18 protein-coding genes are annotated in these 20,061 nt (G+C 34.3%); 10 read left to right on the top strand and 8 right to left on the bottom strand.

Annotated elements, in window-relative coordinates; genetic code table 11:
• Positions 1 to 70: 70 nt before the first annotated feature.
• From ilvN to IWX84_RS10780, 5 genes are all read right to left on the bottom strand, one after another.
• Positions 71 to 595 carry an acetolactate synthase small subunit gene (gene ilvN, locus IWX84_RS10800; protein WP_196850764.1) on the bottom strand — a complete coding sequence of 175 codons (525 nt, stop codon included), beginning with the start codon at positions 593 to 595 and terminating at the stop codon, positions 71 to 73.
• A gap of 108 nt (positions 596 to 703) precedes the next feature.
• On the bottom strand, positions 704 to 2,401 hold the full coding sequence (ilvB, locus tag IWX84_RS10795; protein WP_196850763.1) for a biosynthetic-type acetolactate synthase large subunit: 1,698 nt from the start codon (positions 2,399 to 2,401) through the stop codon (positions 704 to 706).
• 90 nt (positions 2,402 to 2,491) lie between these two features.
• Positions 2,492 to 4,165: a dihydroxy-acid dehydratase gene (gene ilvD, locus IWX84_RS10790; RefSeq protein ID WP_196850762.1), complete on the bottom strand. Its 1,674-nt coding sequence runs from the start codon at positions 4,163 to 4,165 to the stop codon at positions 2,492 to 2,494.
• 53 nt (positions 4,166 to 4,218) lie between these two features.
• A complete protein-coding gene (gene leuB / locus IWX84_RS10785; protein ID WP_196850761.1) occupies positions 4,219 to 5,334 on the bottom strand; it encodes a 3-isopropylmalate dehydrogenase in 1,116 nt (371 codons plus the stop codon).
• 54 nt (positions 5,335 to 5,388) lie between these two features.
• Positions 5,389 to 6,564 carry a 2-isopropylmalate synthase gene (locus IWX84_RS10780; RefSeq protein WP_196850760.1) on the bottom strand — a complete coding sequence of 392 codons (1,176 nt, stop codon included), beginning with the start codon at positions 6,562 to 6,564 and terminating at the stop codon, positions 5,389 to 5,391.
• Between the two features lie 155 nt (positions 6,565 to 6,719).
• Between IWX84_RS10780 and IWX84_RS10775 the strand changes: the two genes are divergently transcribed.
• The 3 genes from IWX84_RS10775 (at position 6,720) to IWX84_RS10765 (ending at position 9,447) form a co-directional block, all read left to right on the top strand.
• The gene (locus tag IWX84_RS10775) at positions 6,720 to 8,264 is read left to right on the top strand and encodes a hypothetical protein (RefSeq protein ID WP_196850759.1); all 1,545 of its coding nucleotides are present in this window, start codon (positions 6,720 to 6,722) and stop codon (positions 8,262 to 8,264) included.
• Positions 8,265 to 8,860: 596 nt separating this feature from the next.
• Positions 8,861 to 9,166, top strand: coding sequence for a DUF4160 domain-containing protein (locus IWX84_RS10770; protein ID WP_196850758.1), 306 nt, complete (start codon positions 8,861 to 8,863; stop codon positions 9,164 to 9,166).
• On the top strand, positions 9,163 to 9,447 hold the full coding sequence (locus tag IWX84_RS10765; RefSeq protein WP_196850757.1) for a DUF2442 domain-containing protein: 285 nt from the start codon (positions 9,163 to 9,165) through the stop codon (positions 9,445 to 9,447). The genes IWX84_RS10770 and IWX84_RS10765 overlap by 4 nt, the downstream gene beginning before the upstream one ends.
• Before the next feature lie 113 nt (positions 9,448 to 9,560).
• Here IWX84_RS10765 and IWX84_RS10760 read toward each other — a convergent pair whose 3' ends face one another.
• Complete coding sequence (locus tag IWX84_RS10760; protein ID WP_196850756.1) at positions 9,561 to 11,537, bottom strand: thiamine pyrophosphate-dependent enzyme; 1,977 nt, start codon at positions 11,535 to 11,537, stop codon at positions 9,561 to 9,563.
• Between the two features lie 167 nt (positions 11,538 to 11,704).
• Between IWX84_RS10760 and IWX84_RS10755 the strand changes: the two genes are divergently transcribed.
• From IWX84_RS10755 to IWX84_RS10745, 3 genes are all read left to right on the top strand, one after another.
• Positions 11,705 to 12,655, top strand: a complete 951-nt coding sequence (locus IWX84_RS10755; RefSeq protein ID WP_196850755.1) for an isopenicillin N synthase family dioxygenase — start codon at positions 11,705 to 11,707, stop codon at positions 12,653 to 12,655.
• Between the two features lie 129 nt (positions 12,656 to 12,784).
• Positions 12,785 to 13,114 carry a translation initiation factor gene (locus IWX84_RS10750; RefSeq protein ID WP_196850754.1) on the top strand — a complete coding sequence of 110 codons (330 nt, stop codon included), beginning with the start codon at positions 12,785 to 12,787 and terminating at the stop codon, positions 13,112 to 13,114.
• Between the two features lie 73 nt (positions 13,115 to 13,187).
• Positions 13,188 to 14,057: a nucleoside phosphorylase gene (locus IWX84_RS10745; protein WP_196850753.1), complete on the top strand. Its 870-nt coding sequence runs from the start codon at positions 13,188 to 13,190 to the stop codon at positions 14,055 to 14,057.
• On the opposite strand, the gene IWX84_RS15455 is transcribed toward IWX84_RS10745, so the two are convergent.
• Positions 14,047 to 14,178, bottom strand: coding sequence for a hypothetical protein (locus tag IWX84_RS15455; protein ID WP_255549321.1), 132 nt, complete (start codon positions 14,176 to 14,178; stop codon positions 14,047 to 14,049). The two genes, IWX84_RS10745 and IWX84_RS15455, sit on opposite strands and share 11 nt — an antisense overlap.
• On the opposite strand from IWX84_RS15455, the gene IWX84_RS10740 reads away from it, so the two are divergent.
• From IWX84_RS10740 to IWX84_RS10730, 3 genes are read left to right on the top strand one after another with little or no spacing between them, the layout of a single operon-like run.
• On the top strand, positions 14,177 to 14,695 hold the full coding sequence (locus IWX84_RS10740; RefSeq protein WP_196850752.1) for a GNAT family N-acetyltransferase: 519 nt from the start codon (positions 14,177 to 14,179) through the stop codon (positions 14,693 to 14,695). The two genes, IWX84_RS15455 and IWX84_RS10740, sit on opposite strands and share 2 nt — an antisense overlap.
• Before the next feature lie 35 nt (positions 14,696 to 14,730).
• Complete coding sequence (locus tag IWX84_RS10735; RefSeq protein ID WP_196850751.1) at positions 14,731 to 15,582, top strand: substrate-binding domain-containing protein; 852 nt, start codon at positions 14,731 to 14,733, stop codon at positions 15,580 to 15,582.
• Between the two features lie 22 nt (positions 15,583 to 15,604).
• Positions 15,605 to 16,537 carry a transglutaminase gene (locus IWX84_RS10730; protein ID WP_196850750.1) on the top strand — a complete coding sequence of 311 codons (933 nt, stop codon included), beginning with the start codon at positions 15,605 to 15,607 and terminating at the stop codon, positions 16,535 to 16,537.
• A gap of 16 nt (positions 16,538 to 16,553) precedes the next feature.
• Here the strand turns inward: IWX84_RS10730 and IWX84_RS10725 are convergent, their stop codons facing one another.
• Positions 16,554 to 17,555 carry an LLM class flavin-dependent oxidoreductase gene (locus tag IWX84_RS10725; RefSeq protein ID WP_196850749.1) on the bottom strand — a complete coding sequence of 334 codons (1,002 nt, stop codon included), beginning with the start codon at positions 17,553 to 17,555 and terminating at the stop codon, positions 16,554 to 16,556.
• Positions 17,556 to 17,775: 220 nt separating this feature from the next.
• Here IWX84_RS10725 and IWX84_RS10720 point away from each other — a divergent pair, with 220 nt between their 5' ends.
• Positions 17,776 to 20,034 carry an acyl-CoA dehydrogenase gene (locus IWX84_RS10720; RefSeq protein WP_196850748.1) on the top strand — a complete coding sequence of 753 codons (2,259 nt, stop codon included), beginning with the start codon at positions 17,776 to 17,778 and terminating at the stop codon, positions 20,032 to 20,034.
• Positions 20,035 to 20,061 lie beyond the last annotated feature (27 nt).

The raw sequence follows: 20,061 nt of genomic DNA, 5'->3' as shown, positions 1-20,061 counted from the left end.
TATACTTAATGCTAATCAAATTGCCATTCCTCCTTCGTCGGAATGACAAACTAAAGTGACTGAACACTGATTACTGTTTTAGTTCTTCTAATAAAGTTGATATTTCCATTTTTTCTTTAGAAACTGATATTCTTCCGGAACGCACAAACTGCATGATTCCGAAAGGTTTTAATTTTTCATATAATTCTTCGATTTCGGAACGTTTTCCGGACTTTGAAATCACGAAAAAGTCTCTTGAAACCGTAACAATTTCAGAGTGACTTTCTTTTATGATATTCTGAATTACTCTTTCATCGAATAGCAAGCTAGACTGTATTTTGAAAAGTGCATTTTCTAAAAAAATGGTTTCTTCATCAACGTGATAAAAAGCTTTAATAACTTCTATTTGTTTTTCGATTTGGCCTACAATATTTTGCACCCATTTTTCGGTTGTGTCCACTACAATGATGAATCTGGAAACATTTTCTATTTCTGATTCGGATACATTTAGACTCAAAATATTAATATGACGTTTCAGGAATATGCCAGATATTCTGTTTAATAAGCCAACGTTGTTTTCTGAATAAACAGAAATGGTGAATGTTTTATTTTCCATTTTTTTTGTTTAAAGTTTTTTTGTTTAAAGTTTAAAGTTGAGCAACTTTCTTGTTTTACTGCCAGTGTTTTCATACCAACAACTTTTAAACCTTAAACTTTAAACTATTTAAGACAAACGAATGTCTGAAACCGATGCTCCTGTTGGAATCATCGGGAATACGTTGTTCTCTTTTTCTACCATAACTTCAAGGAAATAGGATTCTTTTGAAGCCATCATTTCGGCAACAGCTGCATCTAAATCTTCTCGTTTAGTAACTTTTTTTGCTTTAATGTAATACCCCTCGGCAATAGCGGTAAAGTTTGGATTTATCATTTCAGTAGAAGCATATCTTTTGTCAAAAAACAATTGTTGCCATTGACGCACCATTCCTAAAAACTCGTTGTTGAGTACTACAATTTTCAAAGGAATTTTGGTTTGAAAAATAGTTCCCAATTCCTGAATTGTCATTTGAAAACCACCGTCACCAATAATAGCAACCACTTCACGTTCTGGCATTCCCATTTTGGCACCAATTGCAGCAGGCAAAGCAAATCCCATGGTTCCTAAACCTCCTGAAGTCACATTACTTTTTGTCGAATTGAATTTAGCATACCTACAAGCAAACATTTGATGTTGCCCCACATCCGAAACCATTATCGCGTCACCTTTAGAATGTTTGTTGATCATTTCAATAGTTTCTCCCATCGAAATTCCTTTGTTATTGGTAGGTTTTAATTCCTCATTGATAACAGATTCCAATTCAATTTTATATAATTCTTTGAATTCGTTGTGCCAAGATTCATGAGTTTTACTTTCGATTAGAGGAAGTAAAGCAGTCAGTGATTCTTTTACATCGGCCAAAACTGCAACGGTAGTCTTTACATTTTTGTCTATTTCAGATGGATCAATTTCAAAGTGAATTACTTTGGCTTGTTTGGCATAAGTAGCCAAATTTCCTGTAACGCGATCATCGAAACGCATTCCGAGTGCAATCAAAACATCGCATTCATTGGTCAATACATTTGGACCATAATTGCCATGCATACCTAACATTCCTACGTTTAATGGATGATCTGTAGGTAGCGCAGAAAGTCCTAAAATTGTCCAGGCCGCTGGAATTCCTGACTTTTCAACCAACGATTTTAATTGTTCTTCGGCTTCGCCAAGGATAATTCCCTGACCAAAAATAATATATGGTTTTTTGGCATTATTGATTAATTCCGCTGCTTCCTTAACTTTTTCAAGATTTAAAGTCGGTTTTGGATTGTAACTTCTAATGCTGGTACATTTTTTATAGCTGAATTCGATTTCGTCAAACTGAGCATTTTTTGTAATATCAATTAATACTGGACCTGGTCGCCCAGATCTCGCAATATAAAAAGCTTTAGCCATGATCTCAGGGATTTCATGTGCCTCTGTAATCTGATAATTCCATTTGGTTACCGGAGTCGAAATTCCAATAATATCTGTTTCCTGAAAAGCATCGGAACCCAATAAATGCTTACCAACCTGACCTGTAATACAAACCATTGGAGTAGAATCAATTTGAGCATCGGCAATTCCAGTAACTAAATTTGTTGCTCCAGGACCTGAAGTAGCTATCGCGACACCCACTTTTCCTGTTGCTCTTGCAAACCCTTGAGCCGCATGCGTTGCCCCTTGCTCGTGACGGACTAAAACGTGATGCAATTGATCTTTAAATTTATATAATTCGTCATAGACCGGCATGATTGCTCCGCCTGGATAACCATAAACCAGGTCTACTCCTTCTTCTAATAAGCATCGAATAACGGCCTCTGCGCCTGATATTTTATTTGTTCCCATGGGTACGTTTATTATTTTTTAATTTGAAATAGCAATTATAAATCTCATTTTAAAAATGCTATGAATTTTTCAAATTTTTTTTTTGATAAATTATTTATCAGTTACGCAACCTGTTGAGGCGCTTGAAACTGATCTTATATACTTTAACAATACTCCTTTATTCACTTTTAATGCTGGTTGAATCCATTCTGACTTTCTGGTTGCGAATTCTTCATCCGATATTTTCAGGTTAATGGTATTGTTTACAGCATCAATTGTAATAATATCTCCATTCTTGACCAGTGCAATTCCACCACCGTCAAAGGCTTCAGGAGTAATATGTCCCACTACAAAACCGTGCGAACCACCAGAAAATCTTCCATCTGTAATAAGAGCCACTGATTTTCCTAGTCCAGCACCCATAATTGCAGAAGTTGGTTTAAGCATTTCTGGCATTCCTGGTCCTCCTTTAGGGCCACAATACCTTATGACGACGACATTTCCGGGTTTTACGTTTCCGTTTCTGACCCCTGTGATGACATCAAATTCATTTTCGAAAACTATCGCTTCACCTTCAAAAAAATCTCCTTCGTTACCGCTCATTTTTGCAACGCAACCTTCTTCAGCAAGATTTCCGTACAATATTTGTATGTTTCCAGTGGCTTTCAAGGCTTTTTGGATTTCATGAATTACGTCTTGTCCATCATTTAAATCAGGAAACGCGGATAAGTTTTCTGCTATTGTTTTTCCTGTAACAGTCAAACAATCTCCATGAAGCAATCCCACTTTTAATAAATATTTCATGACAGCTGGAACACCACCAACTTCATGTAAGTCTTCCATTAAATATTTACCACTTGGTTTCAAATCCGCAAGCAAAGGTGTTTTATCACTAATAGCTTGAAAATCATCTAAAGTAATTTCGATATCAACTGAATGCGCCATCGCAATTAAATGCATTACTGCATTTGTAGAACCTCCAAGAACAGCAACTATAGTAATCGCATTTTCAAATGCTTTACGAGTCATAATATCTTTTGGTTTTATATCTTTTTCCAATAATATTCTGATGGCTTTTCCGGCATCAATACATTCTTGTTTTTTTTCGTCACTCAAAGCAGGATTAGAAGAACTGTAAGGCAAGCTCATTCCTAAAGCTTCAATTGCTGATGACATCGTATTTGCAGTGTACATTCCACCACAAGCACCTGCACCGGGACAAGCATTTTTTATAACACCTTTAAAATCTTCAGGAGTAATCGTATTACTGAATTTTTTTCCTAAAGCTTCAAAAGCCGAAACAATATTCAATTTTTCATTTTTCCAACGCCCTGAGTGAATTGAACCTCCGTAAACCATTATTGAAGGGCGATTTAATCTTCCCATTGCAATTACAGATCCAGGCATATTTTTATCACAACCAGGAATTGCAATTAATCCATCATACCATTGCGCTCCCATTACCGTTTCGATTGAATCGGCAATTACGTCACGCGAAACCAAAGAATAACGCATTCCATCCGTTCCATTCGAAATACCGTCACTAACCCCTATTGTATTAAAAATCAGCCCGACTAAATCGGCATCCCAAACTCCTTTTTTGACCTCTTTGGCTAAATCATTTAAATGCATATTACAAGTATTTCCATCATAACCCATACTTACAATTCCAACTTGTGCTTTCTTCAAATCGTCTTCAGTTAAACCAATTCCGTATAGCATCGCTTGTGCTGCAGGCTGCGTTTCGTCTTGAGTTATGGTCTTGCTATATTTATTTAATTCCATTATTTGTTAATTTGTGTATGTATTTTTGTTAGAACTGAGAAATTACGTTTCTCTTAAACAATTGTTGATTGTCCTATTTTGATATTATCAATTTTAAAGTATAAGTCATCTTTATTTAAAATAAAATTTGAAATAAAATCTCCAACTTCATTGGTTCCAAATTTTGAATCCGAGTTTAAATCAACTGTTACTGCACTATATTCGATAGCGATTTCTACCGCTTCATGTACTTTTTTAGCTTCTTTATGAAGTCCAAAATGTTCTAATAATAGTGCCGCTGATAATATGGAAGCAATAGGATTAGCTGTATTTTTTCCAGCAGCTTGCGGGTAAGAACCATGAATAGGTTCGAAAAGTGCGTTTGTTTTCCCGAAAGATGCAGAAGCTAATAATCCTATAGATCCTGTAATTACACTCGCTTCATCAGATAAGATATCCCCAAATAAATTCTCGGTTAAAATCACATCAAATTGTCTTGGATTAAGAATAATTTGCATCGCGGCATTATCAACAAAAAGAAAATCTAAAGCTACATCTGGATACCCTTCACTTACTTTTTTGACTACTTTTCGCCATAATCTAGAAGTTTCAAGCACATTGGCTTTATCGACCATAGTTACTTTTTTTCGTCTGTTTTGAGCGCTTTTAAATGCTAAATGAGTAATTCTGGTAATTTCTTCCTCTGAATATTCGCATAAATCAGAGGCTACAGTTTCGGTCTCGTTCAATTTTTTTTCACCAAAATATACACCACCAGTTAGCTCTCTAAAAATAATAAAATCAACACCTTCGATTATTTCTTTTTTCAATGGAGAAGAATTCAATAATGCTGAATATGGTTTTATAGGTCTAATATTGGCATAAAGACCCAACTCTTTTCTTAATTTTAATAAACCCTGCTCTGGACGTAACTTTGACTCCGGATTAGTATCGTATTTTAAAGCACCAATGGCACCAAATAAAACGGCATCGGTGTTGCGACAAAGATTCAGGGTTTGTTCTGGAAGTGGATTCCCAGTTTTTTCAAATGCAATAGCTCCAACAAAGGCATCTTCAAAAACAAACTCATGGTCATAAACTAAACCAATTGCATATAATGCTTTCTTTGCCTGTAAGATTACTTCTGGTCCTATTCCATCGCCTGCTAGTACTGCTATTTTTAAGTTCATGGGCTATATTTTTTTAATTGGATGCTACATTTTTTTTAAATTCTGAAACCAGTATTAACTTCTAATTAATTCACTTTGTATTTTACAGACTTCAATAATTTGATGAATATCATCATCCAATACTTCTTTTTTGATATCTGCGAATCTTAAAAACTCTCCATAGACAATATCCAATTGCACTTTTGTAAGTTCATAACCCACCTTTTTTGCTCTGTAAGCCAATGCCGCTCTACCGCTTCTGGCTGTAAGGACTATTGACGACTCATTGACACCAACGTCCAAAGGGTCCATAATTTCATAAGTGGATCTGTTTTTTATAACACCATCCTGATGAATTCCTGAGCTGTGTGCAAAAGCATTAGCCCCTACAATCGCTTTATTAGGTTGCACTATCATTCCCATACTTTCGGAAACCAATCGACTCATTTCGTTCAATTGTTTCGAATCAATATCAGTATATAAATTTAAGTAAGGATGTTGTTTGAAAATCATCACTACCTCCTCAAGTGCTGTATTTCCAGCTCTTTCCCCTATACCATTAATCGTACATTCTATTTGTCTGGCTCCGTTTACTGCACCTGAAATGGAATTGGCAGTAGCCATCCCTAAATCATTATGACAATGACAAGAAAGAATTACATTTTCTATTCCCTTTACGTTTTCTCTTAGATATTTTATTTTTGCTCCGTATTCTTCAGGCAAGCAATAGCCAGTCGTATCAGGAATATTTAGTACCGTAGCACCTGATTTTATTGCTTCTTCGCATACTTTTGCCAAGAAATCATTATCGGTTCTACCTGCATCTTCTGCATAAAATTCTACATCTTCTACATAAGATTTAGCATGTGATACAGCAAATTTTGCTCTGGCAATAACGTCTTCTCTAGTTGTGTTTAATTTGTGTATAATATGAGAATTTGAAGTCCCAATACCAGTATGAATACGGGGTCTTTTGGCATATTTTAAAGCGGCTGCAGCAACATCAATATCATTTTTCACTGCTCTAGTCAAACCACAAACTGTGGCATTTTTTACAATCTTGCTTATTTCTGTAACAGACAAAAAGTCTCCAGGACTAGAAACAGGAAATCCAGCTTCGATAATGTCAACGCCCATCTCGTCTAATCTATTTGCTATAACAAGCTTTTGATTGGTATCCAATTTACATCCTGGGACTTGTTCCCCGTCACGTAAAGTGGTATCAAAAATTTGGACTTTCTCTCTATTCATTTTCATTTATTTAATGTAATTTCACATCTTCATAACAAAAATAGATTTCAACACTTTAAATATAAAATTCATTTTAACCAAATATACTGCTTATAAAGCAATCAATAAGAGCATAATCTCTTTATTTGCAGTGTGTTACACTTCTTTATTTTACAATGGCTAACCATCAAAAAGATTTTTTATTTGTATTAATAAAATCCCTTTCAAAGTCTGAAAAGAGACAATTTAAGATTTTTGCAAGTAGACTGGAGACCAGTTCAAATACAAAATTCATCGAATTATTCAACATTTTAGACAAGTCGGAAGTGTATGATGAGAAACTTATTTTGAAAAGTGGTATTATAAAAAAAGTGCAATTATCCAACCTTAAGTCGTATTTATATAAACAAATATTAGTCAGTATCCGGTTGAATATTCCCAGTCAAAATATTCGGTATCAATTGCGGGAACAAATTGATTTTGCCGCTATTTTATACAACAAAGGTTTATACAAGCAAAGTTTAAAAATCTTGGATAAAACAAAAATTTCAGCTTTAGAAAATGACGAAAAACTGATGGCTTACGAAATTGTAGAATTTGAAAAGCTTATTGAATCACAATACATCACCCGAAGTATTCAAGGTCGTGCCGATGAATTAGTTGTTCAAGCCAAAGAGTTAAACTATCGCAATACAATTTCCAGTAAATTATCCAATTTATCCTTGCAATTGTATGGGATAATGCTGAAAACAGGTTATGTAAAAAGTGACGAAGAGTACAAATACATTGATGATTATTTCCACAAACACATTGCCAAATTAGATGAGAAAAAATTTGGTTTTCGAGAGAAATATTGGTTTTACAATGCTAATCTTTGGCGTAGTTTTTTAGTTCAGGACTTTTTAGGAAGTTACAAATATGCGTATAAATGGGTCACTCTTTTTTATGATAATCCAAGTATGATTTATCTAAATCCAGTATTCTTTTTAAAAGGGAATCATTATTTACTGGAGTCTTTATTCATGCTTAAATACAAATCAAAATTCAAAAAATATTTGTTGTTATTAGAAGAAACAATTCACGATCCGAGGTTTCCAATAAATGACAATATTGCTTCGTTATCGTTCTTATATTTGTATAATAATAAACTGAATTATCATATTCTGGAAGGTACTTTTGCTGAAAGTGAATATCTAATTCCAGAAATTTTAAATAAATTAAAATTACATAGTGAGCATCTTGATGAACATCACGAAATGTTGTTTTACTACAAAATAGCTTCTATCTATTTTGGTAACGAAAAATACGTTGAATCGATATTCTATTTAGAGAAAATCATAAACAACAAAAATCTTTCCATGCGGGAAGATTTAATGTGTTTTGCACGATTACTAAGTTTAATTGCTCATTATGAATTGGGCAACGATTATTATTTAGAAAATCAACTGAAAAACACGTATAAATTCTTGCTGAAAATGAACGATTTGCATGAAGTGCAAAAAGAGATCATCAAGTTTTTGAAAAACTTAAACTCTATTTATCCCGGAGATATCAAAAAGGAGTTTATAAAAATGAGGGCACGTTTTGTCGAATTAGAAAAAAACACTTACGAAAAAAGGGCGTTCCTTTATCTCGATATTATTTCATGGTTAGAAAGCAAAATCCAAAACCGAAAAATAAGTGATATTATCAAAGAAAAAGCAAAATTGAGTAATCGATAAACAAAAAAATTATAAACTCTAGCTATCTTTTTTATAGTAACATTCCAAGACTGTTATTAAAATAAGCATCTATTTTTTGTCATTGATTTTATTTTTGGAATTAAAATAAAAACTATCAGAATACTATTTTATTATTACCTTTATAAAAACATTTAAAATCAATAAATATGAATGGATTTTTCAAAACATTAATTGCAGGTTACGGGGCAAAAAAGCTAGGTGGTGGTTGCTTTGGAACAATTATACTATTCATAATTATCTACTGGATATTAGGTCGTTTTTAGGTTGTAAAATTCTAAAAACGACCTAAATAAATTGATATCGATAGTTAGTGTTATAACATTTCTTGCAAAGCCTTTTCAAATCTGCCTTTTGGCAAATATTGATCTTCCTAGGCTTTTGCAAAAGGAATTGGACTATCTAAACTCGCTACATGCTTAAACGGCGCATCAAGATATTCGAAACAATTTTCCATAATCACCGCCTAAATATTACTCCTTAAACCAAATATACTATGAGTCAACTTTTTTATTAAAAAATATACTATTAGTATATCAAGTTGTTAAATTTTGTAATTTTGAATTAAATAGGTACTTATGCCAAAATTGTATGAATATTTAGGAATTCTTTTTTATTTTTATTCAAATGAACATGAACCAATTCATGTGCATGAAAAAAAACCGGAATTTGAAAGTAAAGCAGAATTTTACATCGTTAACGGGATTATTTCTGAAATTAAAATTGTTGGTGTAAAAGGAAAAAAACCTCTTATTGGGAATGAACTTAAAAATTTTCAATCTTTCTTAGGACAATATGCTTCTGAAATTGTGGTAAAATGGATTGATTATTTTGTATATCACAAAGAAATTCCATTTGAAAAAATTACAAAAAAAATAAAATGAAAATAGCAGTTAATTATAGCAATCAAAGTGAAACAGAAGCAATAAATGTTGTTGCTGCGACTTATGTTAATGGTTACGTTATTAAAGTAACCTTTACCGATGCGTCAGAAAAAAACGTTGATTTTGAACTCTTTTTATCAAAATCACAACATCCTTCCATTTCAAAATATTTAGATTTAAATAATTTCAAAAACTTCACTATTGTATATGGAAATTTAAATTGGAATGATTATGATATGATTTTCCCCATTTGGGATTTATATGAAGGTAAAATAAGTTAAAAAATTTTCTACTAATAGTACGATGAATAAAAAACACGAATTTCAAAAATTACACTAATTAGTTTGTGTTAATTCATGAAATTCGTAATTAATTTAGGAAACCGATTCCTTACTTAGTAAGCCATAATTTCCAATAATTCCTTTTCAAATCTTCCTTTCGGCAAATATTGATCTTCCAACGCCTTTGTAAAAGGAATTGGACTGTCTAAACTTGCAACACGCTTAACAGGCGCATCAAGATATTCGAAACAGTTTTCCATAATCATCGCCGAAATATCACTGGCCAAACCACCAAACATACTGTCTTCCTGATAAATAATCACTCTTCCTGTTTTCTTTACCGATGCAAAAATAGCTTCGGTATCCAAAGGCTGCAAGGTTCTTAAATCCAATAAATCAGCTGAAATCGCTGGGTTTTTAGCCAAAGTATCTAATGCCCAATGTACTGCTGCTCCAAACGAAATAATAGTGATATCGGTTCCTTCTTTCAATAAAGCGGCTTTTCCTAATGGAATAGTATAATACTCTTTTGGCACATCTTGGTAAACGCTTCTGTACAATTGCTTGTGCTCAAAGAACATCACAGGATTTGGATCGTTAATTGAAGTGTTCAATAAACCTTTAGCATCGTATGGAAATGCTGGGTAAACCACTTTCAAACCTGGTGTTTTGGTAAACCAAGCTTCATTAGTTTGGGAGTGAAAAGGTCCTGCTTGAGTTCCGCCACCGCAAGGCATACGAACTACAACATCGGCATTTTCCATCCAACGGTAATGTGATTTGGCCAACAAATTCACAATTGGATTGAATCCGGTCGACACAAAATCGGCAAACTGCATTTCTACAATCGCTTTGTATCCATTGATAGACAATCCCATTCCTGCCGAAACTACTGCGCTCTCGCAAATTGGTGTATTGATCACACGTTCTTTACCAAACTGCGCTACGAAACCATCAGTGATTTTGAAAGCACCACCATATTCAGCAATGTCCTGACCCATTATTACTGAATTTGGGTGTCGTTCCATCGATTCACGCAAACTGTTTGAAATGGCATCAATAAAACGAATATTCTCTTTTTCGGAAGATGGATTAACCGCCTCAAATTGATAGGGTTTATACACATCATTTAATTCTTCGTTGTAAGAAGCTTCGATTTCTGGTTCTGCATTGGCAAGAGCCAAACTATCGTCTATTTCCTTTTTGATTTCACTTCTTAAAGCCGAATCGAATTCTTCGGAAAGAATTCCGTTTTCAGATAAAAATTTTCTATAATTATCAACAGGATCTTTAATAGCCCACATATCCATTAATTCTTGTGGAACATATTTTGTCCCACTCGCTTCTTCGTGTCCACGCATTCTAAAGGTTTTGAATTCCAATAAAACGGGGCGCGGTTTTTCAATCATCGAAGCTTTCAATTCTGATAAAAGATTAAATACTTCAAGAATATTATTTCCATCTATAATGTGACTTTCAATTCCGTAACCTATCCCTTTATCGGCGAGATTTTCACAACGATATTGCTCATTGGTGGGAGTTGATAACCCGTAACCATTATTTTCGATTACAAACATCACAGGTAATTCCCAAACCGAAGCAATATTCAATGCTTCATGAAAATCTCCTTCGCTGGTAGCTCCTTCACCGGTAAATACGGCTGTTATTTTACCATTCTTTTTGAGTTTATTGGCCAAAGCAATTCCGTCAGCCACACCTAATTGCGGTCCTAAATGCGAAATCATGCCTATAATCTTGTATTGTTGGGTTCCAAAGTGAAAACTTCTATCGCGACCTTTTGTAAAACCATTGGCTTTTCCTTGCCATTGTGAAAAAAGACGGTACAAAGGAATATTTCTCCCTGTAAAAACGCCAAGATTTCTGTGCATTGGCAATATGTATTCATCAGTATCTAAAACTGCCGTAACTCCAACAGAAATAGCCTCTTGACCAATTCCTGAAAACCATTTTGATACTTTTCCTTGGCGAATAAGTATCAACATTTTTTCTTCTATTAATCTTGGTTTTAATATTCTTTTATATAAATCTAATAATTGGTCGTTGCTAAGATTTTTTCTGTCAAAGGTCATTTTCTTTCTTTTTAATGTGGTTCAAAGATAAAAAAATATAACAGTTTTGATTTAATTTGTTATATTTTTTTATTTTAATGATGAATTTTAAAATTTGGAATTAAAATTATTCTTTATCTTTGTATCTGCAAGATTTATACCTTGTAATTTTAAAAAATATTTAAAGTATGCAAAACATTCCTAGTGTTGACTTGCGTGATTTCCTTTCGGACGACCCGAAACGTAAACAAAAATTTGTAAATGAAATCGGAAGTGCATTTGAAGATATTGGCTTCGTAGCACTCAAAGGGCATTTTTTAGACGACCAACTGGTTGATGAATTGTACCGCGAAATTAGAAAATTTTTCGCTTTACCATTAGAAACAAAACACAACTATGAGATTCCTGGAATTGGCGGACAAAGAGGTTATGTTTCTTTTGGAACTGAACATGCCAAAGGCCGAAAAGAGGGAGATTTAAAAGAATTTTGGCATTTTGGACAATATGTATCCAAAGATTCGAAATACGCTTCAGAATACCCTGAAAATGTTGAAGTAAAAGAATTACCTCGTTTTAATGTTGTGGGTAAAGAAGCTTATCAAATGCTAGAAAAAACAGGCGTTTATGTTCTGAGAGCTTTAGCAATTCACCTTGGTTTAGATGAATTTTATTTTGATAATTATGCGAAAGACGGAAATTCAATTCTAAGACCTATTCATTATCCACCTATTACCTCAGAACCTGCTAATGCAATTCGTGCCGCAGCGCATGGCGATATCAATTTGATTACCTTATTGATGGGAGCTCAAGGAAAAGGTTTACAAGTGCAAAACCACGATGGAGAATGGATTGATGCAATCGCTGAGCCGGATGAATTAGTAATTAATGTGGGTGACATGTTATCTCGCCACACGAATAACAAATTGAAATCTACCATTCATCAAGTGGTGAATCCACCAAGAGAATTGTGGGGAACTTCACGTTATTCTATTCCGTTTTTTATGCACCCGGTAAGTGATATGCCATTAAATTGTTTAGAAAACTGCATTGATGCAGAAAACCCTAAACAGTTCGAAGACATTACCGCTGGAGAATATTTATACGAACGTTTAGTAGATTTAGGGCTTATTAAAAAATAATAGCCCCCTAGTCCCCGAAGGGGGAAAATAAAATACAATAGATAAAAATTCCAAATTCCAAAAAGTTGTTTTTTAAAACCGCAATTTTGGGATTTGGGATTTGTTTTTTGGAATTTAAATTAATAAAATATGGACTTGCAAGACCAATTAAAAAACCTTTTTCCAGATCACGAACCATCGCCTGAGGAGACAATTGAAGAAGTGGCACACGAATTATACGTTCAAAAAGAACCGATGATTTGCAAATTCGAAAAACGAAAAGGAAAAGCGACCACTATAATTGAAGGGTATGAAGGTACTGACGAGGATTTTAAAATTTTAGCCAAAGAAATAAAAACAAAATTGAGCGTTGGCGGAACTTTCAAAGACGATTCCATTATCATTCAAGGCGATTATCGCGACAAAATCATGACTATTTTAAAAGCTAAAGGTTTTAAAGTAAAACGTGTTGGTGGCTAGAAAAAGTATTCAGTGCTCAGTAATTAGTATTCAGTTGAGCAACTTGAAACCTTAAACATTAAACAAAAAAACAATGATACAATCATCAGAATTAATACTCAATCCAGACGGAAGCGTTTATCATTTGAATTTAAAACCAGAACACATTGCTCACGACATCATTTTTGTGGGGGATCAAAATCGGGTAGAAAAAATAACTCAATTCTTTGACAGCATTGAATTTTCGACACAAAAAAGAGAATTCAAAACCCAAACCGGAATGTTCAAAGGCAAACGAATTACCGTTATGTCAACAGGAATTGGTCCTGATAATATTGACATCGTTATCAACGAATTAGATGCGTTGGTCAATATCGATTTAAAAACCAGAGAGCCAAAAGATAAATTAACTTCATTAAATATTATCCGTGTCGGAACATCGGGTTCTTTACAAGCCGATATTCCTGTGGATAGTTTTGTAATGTCAAAATTTGGTTTGGGATTAGACAACATGCTTCGCTCCTATTTGATTGATGAAGTATCTAATATCGACATGGAAGATGCTTTTGTAAAACATACCAATTGGGATTTGCGAAAAGGAAAACCATACGTGATTGCTTGTTCCGAAAAATTGGAAAAATTGATAGAAAGCGATAAAATGCACAAAGGAATCACGGCAACAGCCGGCGGTTTTTATGGACCTCAAGGGCGTGTGTTGCGTTTGAATATCCAAGATGAAAATCTAAATTCAAAAATGGATAATTTCACATTTGAAGAGAATCGCATCACTAATCTCGAAATGGAAACTGCAGCTATCTATGGTCTTTCGGCTCTTTTGGGGCACAACGCACTTTCTTTGAATGCCATTATTGCCAATCGCGCTTCGGGAACTTTTAGCGAAGATCCATACAAAGCAGTTGATGAATTGATTGCATATACGTTGAAGAAATTGGCTAATCAATAATAGAACATTCATTTTTATTTGGAGCTATTTCCTGCTCTACACTGTATCCCTGCCAAAAAGCGGGGGATGCCGTTTCGATCAGGGCTAATTCTTCACCATCAACTTTTTTTGTAAATATCATGAATCTTATTTTAGAAACCGAACGCCTTATTCTCAGAGAAATGCTGCCTTCAGATGCTGAAGCTTTATTTGAAATGGACAGTAATCCCAATGTACACAAATATCTTTGGAACAAACCATTGACTTCGATCGATGGAGTATACCAATATATAGAAATGGTTAGGAAACAATATTTGGAAAACAATATTGGAAGATTTGTTGTTATTTTGAAAGAAACCAATGAATTAATTGGTTGGTCCGGATTAAAATACAATACCGAAAGGGTAAATAATAAGATTGATTTTTATGATATTGGTTATCGTCTAAGCGAAAATTTTTGGGGAAAGGGATACGCCAGTGAAGCTAGTTTTGCTTGGTTGGACTATGGTTTCAAAATCTTGAAAATAGAAACGATGATGGCGGCAGCACATACTGAAAATATTGCTTCTAATAGAATTTTGCAAAAAATAGGCATGCAAATGACCGAACAATATCTCGAAGATGGCGTTTCTTGGAATTGGTACGAAATGAAAATATAATGACAAGTTGCGACTTTTTACAAAATGAAAACAAAATGAAAACAATAAAAATAGCCGGAGTTCCAGAACATTTCAATTTACCTTGGCATTTATCCATAGAAAACGGAGATTTCGAAAAAGAAAACATCGATCTACAGTGGACTGATGTTCCCGAAGGAACAGGAAAAATGTGTCAAATGCTTCGTGATGGAGAAACTGATATAGCCGTAATCCTAACTGAAGGAATTGTCAAAGATATCGTTGGTGGAAATCCTAGTAAAATTGTTCAAATTTATGTCGAAAGTCCCTTAATTTGGGGAATTCATGTTTCAGCCAATTCTAATTTCAAAACATTATCCGATTTAGAAAATAAGAAAGTAGCTATTTCCAGATTGGGTTCAGGTTCCCAATTAATGGCGTATGTAAATGCCAATAATGAAGGTTGGAAAACCGATGATCTACAATTTGAAATTGTGAATACTATTGACGGCGCTGTCGAAGCATTGACTAAAGGGAATGCTGATTATTTTATGTGGGAACGTTTTATGACTAAACCTTTAGTTGATAAAGGCATTTTTAGAAGAATAGGAGATTGTCCTACGCCATGGCCTTGCTTTGTAATTGCAGTACGAAACGAAATATTGGAAAATGAACCAGAAATAATTGGTAAAATTTTAGAAATCATCAATATAAAAACCAAAGAATTCAAGAAAATTCCAAACATCGATAAAATTCTGTCGGAGAACTTTCATCAAAAAATTGAAGATATTCAACAATGGCTGACTTTAACGGACTGGTCTCAAAATAAACTATCTGAAAAAATGTTAAACAATGTTCAAAATCAACTTTTTCAACTAAAAATCATAGATAAAAAAGGTACTTTTGATGCAATTGTAAAAGCAGACTAGATTCCTGCTTTTATTGTTACTTATGATAAAAATAAAAAATATTACTTTTCAAGGTATTAAACAAACATTTCAGGTCAAGAAACCCTGGGACGACGTTATTATTTTTGTTTTAAATATTTTAATTGCTATTCCAGTATTTTTAATTGTCCATCAAAATTTTTTCAATCCAAACTGGTTTTTTAATCTTGACAGAATCCTACTGTTTATCGTAATTGTTGTAATTATTCAGTTAATTTTACGATTCTTGAGAACTATAATTCTTATTTGTATTGCTCTTTATTTATTAGTTTTAATTTACGGTCAAGTTTTAGGTAATTATGGTTTTAACAGCGTTTTTGAAGATTACAATTCAATGATGTATTCTATGTCGGAAACCCCTTTTCCCCAAGATATAATTATTGCCAAATTACTGCCTTTTCCTAATAAATCAAAAATTGTTAATGCGATCGAATATCAAAATCCTAAAATAAGGAATTTTGCAGTTATGGCAACTTCTAAGTATTTCAAAAATGTAAAAGGCTATTCGGATTATCGAACACTGATTCAATGTTTTGCCGTTTTTAAAGAAATAAATCGTCGTTGGAACTATGTAAGCGACCCTAAAGATGGCGATTATATTGCGTCGGCTAGTGAATCATTACTCTATTTTTCTGGGGATTGTGATGACCATTCTATTTTGATGGCGGCAAGTGTTAAAGCAATTGGAGGAACACCCAGATTGATTCATACCAAAGGACACATTTATCCAGAAATATTAATTGGTTCCCCAAACGATTTAGAACAAGTAAATTTTCTTATTAAAAATGTTTTATTTGAAAAGGAAAGTTTTGAAAAACAGCTTTATTATCATATTGATGAGCACGGACAAATTTGGCTTAACCTTGATTATACCGCTAATTATCCTGGAGGTCCTTTCCTATCTGAGGAAATTCTTGGTGCTTTAACATTGGAATAAAAAAAAATTGCCAGAATTAACTATTTTTTAAATTTCCAATGATTTCATAGGAATGAAGTCTCGCTGTATGTTCGTAAACAGCCGTTGCAATCATAAGTTCATCTACTTGAGTTTTATCTAGAAAATAGTCCAATTCTTTTTTTACTTTTTCCGGTCCACCAATAAAGGAATAGGCAATCATTTGTTGCAATGCAGCCTCTTCCATGGGATCCATAAAATTATCTGGGCTTACAGGCGGCTTTAATTGTTGTCGGTTTCCCGTAATAATTCCAAGAAATAATCTCTTAAAGGAAGTTGCTAATCGGGCTGCTTCATCATCGGAATCCGCTGCAATAACATTAACACAAGCTATGACATAAGATTCTTTGAGGTCCTCTGAAGGTTGAAAATTATTACGGTAGATTGCTATTGCGGTAAGTAGTTGCGCAGGAGCAAAATGACTCGCAAAAGCATAAGGTAATCCTAAAGAAGCAGCTAAATAAGCACTATCGGTGCTGGAACCTAAAATCCATATTGGAATATCTAATCCTTCTCCCGGTATAGCACGAACACGTCCGTTTTTATTCCCTTCTGACAAATACATTTGTAATTCCTGAACATTAGCAGGAAATTCCATGGCTGCATGGTCATCGCGGCGCAAGGCTGCTGCAGTAAACTGATCTGTTCCTGGGGCGCGACCTAAACCCAAATCAATTCGATGAGGGAAAAGTGTGGCTAGTGTCCCAAATTGTTCGGCAATCATTAAGGGTGCATGATTGGGCAGCATTACTCCCCCCGACCCTACTCTTAAAGTTGAAGTGCCTGATGCAATGTGTCCAATTAAAATAGAAGGTGAGCTACTGGCTATTCCTTGCATATTGTGATGCTCCGCTAACCAAAACCGATTATAACCCCATTTTTCAACATGCTGGGCAAGATCTAAACTATTTTTAAACGTGTCTGATGCGGTCCCGCCTTCTCTAACTATTGCAAGATCAAGAACTGATATTTTTGTTTGGGATATATTTTTTTTGGTCATGAATTACTTTTCTTATTGATTTAGCAAAAGTAAGGATTGTATTATCGGTTTTAGCACAAAGAGATATTAAGACAAAGTTAAAAAGGAACCTTCTACTGAACAAGAAATAAATTCTTGAACTTTAACTTTTTGAAGGGACTTATTTTCTATTTGGTTTTCTTTTTCAATAGTTAAATTTCGTTATCTTAACCAAGTTTAAAAAACTTATTTCAATTTTGTTATGGAAAATTCAAAACTCAAAGCCTTTATACCCCTTTTCTATCTTGTATGGTCCGATGATCTTTTAAGCCAAAAAGAATTCTTGACTTTACAAGAGTTTATACTTTCCCAGAGCTGGCTTTCCGAAAAGGAACAGAATTTACTTCTTGCAAAAGTTGTTACTTCATCGCCGCCATCTAGAGAAGTGGTGGCTAATTGGAAATCTGAAATCGAGACTATTCTTCAGGAAAATCAGTCGGTAAGGTCCATTTTTGGCATTTCAATTTTACTTTCTGAAAATGATAAAATCATCAACAATCTCAGACCTGCTTTTGTAAAACTCGAAAATGATTTAGGGATTTCAGGCGAGGAAGCTATGGGGGAATTCAAAACACTTGGAAAGACCTTTACTGCAGATTATCAAACTAACACTCGGTTTGAAATAGAAAAACTGACTCAAATTCTGGACGGAAAACAAGCCGAAATTATAAAAAAAGTAAAATCTGTCATTAGTCGACCTGAATTTGCCTATGAAACTTCGACAGACACTGTTGTATATCGTGAAAAAGTCTATGAGTGGTGTAAAATCCTCGCAGAAGAAAATTTGGGAAATATGGCCTATCCAAAACAATATGGCGGTGGAGGAAACATAGCAGATTATTTTGCAATAATGGAAACATTGAGTTACCACGATTTAAGCTTAGTGATCAAATTTGGTGTACAATTTGGACTTTGGGGAATGAGCGTTCAATCCCTTGGCACAGAAAAACATTATAATAAGTACTTAAAAGATATTGGCTCGCTTAAACTCCCAGGCTGTTTTGCAATGACCGAAACTAATCACGGTTCGAATGTGAAAGGAATGGAAACAACGGCAACCTATAATCATATAAACAAAACTTTTACGATTCATACACCGCATGAAAAGGCACAAAAAGAATATATTGGTAACGCTGCTGCACACGGACAAATGGCTACAGTTTTTGCTAAATTAATTATTGGCGAAACAGATTATGGGGTTAATGCATTTATCGTTCCGCTTCGTGATACCAACAGTACAATTCTTAAAGGAATTACTATTGGTGATTGCGGACTTAAAATGGGACTGAATGGCGTTGACAATGGAACTATTCGTTTTGACAATGTAGATATTCCAAAAGAAAACATGCTAGACCGCTTTGCCTCGATAAATGAAAAAGGGGAATTTGAAAGTCCAATCCCAAGTGATAATAGACGCTTTTTTACGATGCTAGGAACTTTGGTTGGAGGCAGAATTGGGATTCCAAGATCAGCATTGTCCGCAGCCAAATCTGGCTTAACAATTGCAATTAAATATAGCGACAAGCGCAGACAATTTGGACCTGAAGGTGGCTCAGAAGTTCCCATATTAAATTACCGCATCCATCAACGTAGACTCCTTCCGTTGCTCGCAAAAACATATGCAATCCATTTTGCTTTACAATACGTTACGAAGCGTTTCATTGATAAGAGTGAATCTGAAATGCAGGAAATTGAATCCCTCGCTGCCGGCATGAAAGCCTACTCTACTTGGAATACCACTGCTGTTTTGCAAGAATGTCGTGAGGCTTGTGGCGGCAAAGGTTATTTATCCGAAAATCGTATTGATGCATTAAAAAATGATACCGAAATCTATACCACCTTTGAAGGTGACAATACTGTCTTGATGCAATTAGTTGCCAAAAACCGTTTATCAGAATTCCGAAAATCTTTTGGCAAAATGGATGCTATGGGAATGATCAATTATGTTTATGAAAATGCCAAAACCGCAATTTCTGAAAAGAATCCAATTGCAACGAGGAAAACGGATGATTCGCATTTAATTGATGAAGAATTCCATTTGGAGGCTTTTCAATACAGAGAAAAAACGACTTTGGCGTCTGCAGCAAAGCGAATAAAAAAACTAATTGACAGCGGACTAGATCCTTATGATGCATTTAATATTGTACAGCATCAAATGATTGATGTTGCTCAGGCTTATCTAGAGCGAATTGTATTGCAGCAATTTCAAGATGCCATAAAAACTATTGAAGATAAAAATAGCAAGGAAGTTATGTTGAAATTATATCAACTCTATGCCCTTTCGCAAATTGAAAAAAACAAAGGATGGTATCTCGAGGATGGTTATATGGAAGCGGTAAAAACAAAAGCCATTCGCAAAATGGTCAATCAGCTTTGCTGGGAAATTAGGCCGGATGCTGTTTCTTTGGTACAAGCATTTAACATTCCTGACAGTTGTCTTGCTGCGCCAATTGCATTCTAAGAGCCAAGAAATTAAATTAATCCATCA

Origin of the sequence: Flavobacterium sp. CG_9.10 (genome assembly GCF_015752245.1) — a bacterium.
Classification (GTDB): Bacteria; Bacteroidota; Bacteroidia; order Flavobacteriales; family Flavobacteriaceae; genus Flavobacterium.
The sequence above is the reverse complement of the archived record's forward strand: the minus strand, read 5'-3'. Positions and strand labels throughout refer to the sequence as shown.

What these genes read in the sequence shown, in the direction of transcription:
- ilvN (WP_196850764.1), bottom strand. Translation starts at nt 595, where the DNA reads ATGGAAAATAAAACATTCACCATTTCTGTTTATTCAGAAAACAACGTT.
- ilvB (WP_196850763.1), bottom strand. Translation starts at nt 2,401, where the DNA reads ATGGGAACAAATAAAATATCAGGCGCAGAGGCCGTTATTCGATGCTTA.
- ilvD (WP_196850762.1), bottom strand. Translation starts at nt 4,165, where the DNA reads ATGGAATTAAATAAATATAGCAAGACCATAACTCAAGACGAAACGCAG.
- leuB (WP_196850761.1), bottom strand. Translation starts at nt 5,334, where the DNA reads ATGAACTTAAAAATAGCAGTACTAGCAGGCGATGGAATAGGACCAGAA.
- IWX84_RS10780 (WP_196850760.1), bottom strand. Translation starts at nt 6,564, where the DNA reads ATGAATAGAGAGAAAGTCCAAATTTTTGATACCACTTTACGTGACGGG.
- IWX84_RS10775 (WP_196850759.1), top strand. Translation starts at nt 6,720, where the DNA reads ATGGCTAACCATCAAAAAGATTTTTTATTTGTATTAATAAAATCCCTT.
- IWX84_RS10770 (WP_196850758.1), top strand. Translation starts at nt 8,861, where the DNA reads ATGCCAAAATTGTATGAATATTTAGGAATTCTTTTTTATTTTTATTCA.
- IWX84_RS10765 (WP_196850757.1), top strand. Translation starts at nt 9,163, where the DNA reads ATGAAAATAGCAGTTAATTATAGCAATCAAAGTGAAACAGAAGCAATA.
- IWX84_RS10760 (WP_196850756.1), bottom strand. Translation starts at nt 11,537, where the DNA reads ATGACCTTTGACAGAAAAAATCTTAGCAACGACCAATTATTAGATTTA.
- IWX84_RS10755 (WP_196850755.1), top strand. Translation starts at nt 11,705, where the DNA reads ATGCAAAACATTCCTAGTGTTGACTTGCGTGATTTCCTTTCGGACGAC.
- IWX84_RS10750 (WP_196850754.1), top strand. Translation starts at nt 12,785, where the DNA reads ATGGACTTGCAAGACCAATTAAAAAACCTTTTTCCAGATCACGAACCA.
- IWX84_RS10745 (WP_196850753.1), top strand. Translation starts at nt 13,188, where the DNA reads ATGATACAATCATCAGAATTAATACTCAATCCAGACGGAAGCGTTTAT.
- IWX84_RS10740 (WP_196850752.1), top strand. Translation starts at nt 14,177, where the DNA reads ATGAATCTTATTTTAGAAACCGAACGCCTTATTCTCAGAGAAATGCTG.
- IWX84_RS15455 (WP_255549321.1), bottom strand. Translation starts at nt 14,178, where the DNA reads ATGATATTTACAAAAAAAGTTGATGGTGAAGAATTAGCCCTGATCGAA.
- IWX84_RS10735 (WP_196850751.1), top strand. Translation starts at nt 14,731, where the DNA reads ATGAAAACAATAAAAATAGCCGGAGTTCCAGAACATTTCAATTTACCT.
- IWX84_RS10730 (WP_196850750.1), top strand. Translation starts at nt 15,605, where the DNA reads ATGATAAAAATAAAAAATATTACTTTTCAAGGTATTAAACAAACATTT.
- IWX84_RS10725 (WP_196850749.1), bottom strand. Translation starts at nt 17,555, where the DNA reads ATGACCAAAAAAAATATATCCCAAACAAAAATATCAGTTCTTGATCTT.
- IWX84_RS10720 (WP_196850748.1), top strand. Translation starts at nt 17,776, where the DNA reads ATGGAAAATTCAAAACTCAAAGCCTTTATACCCCTTTTCTATCTTGTA.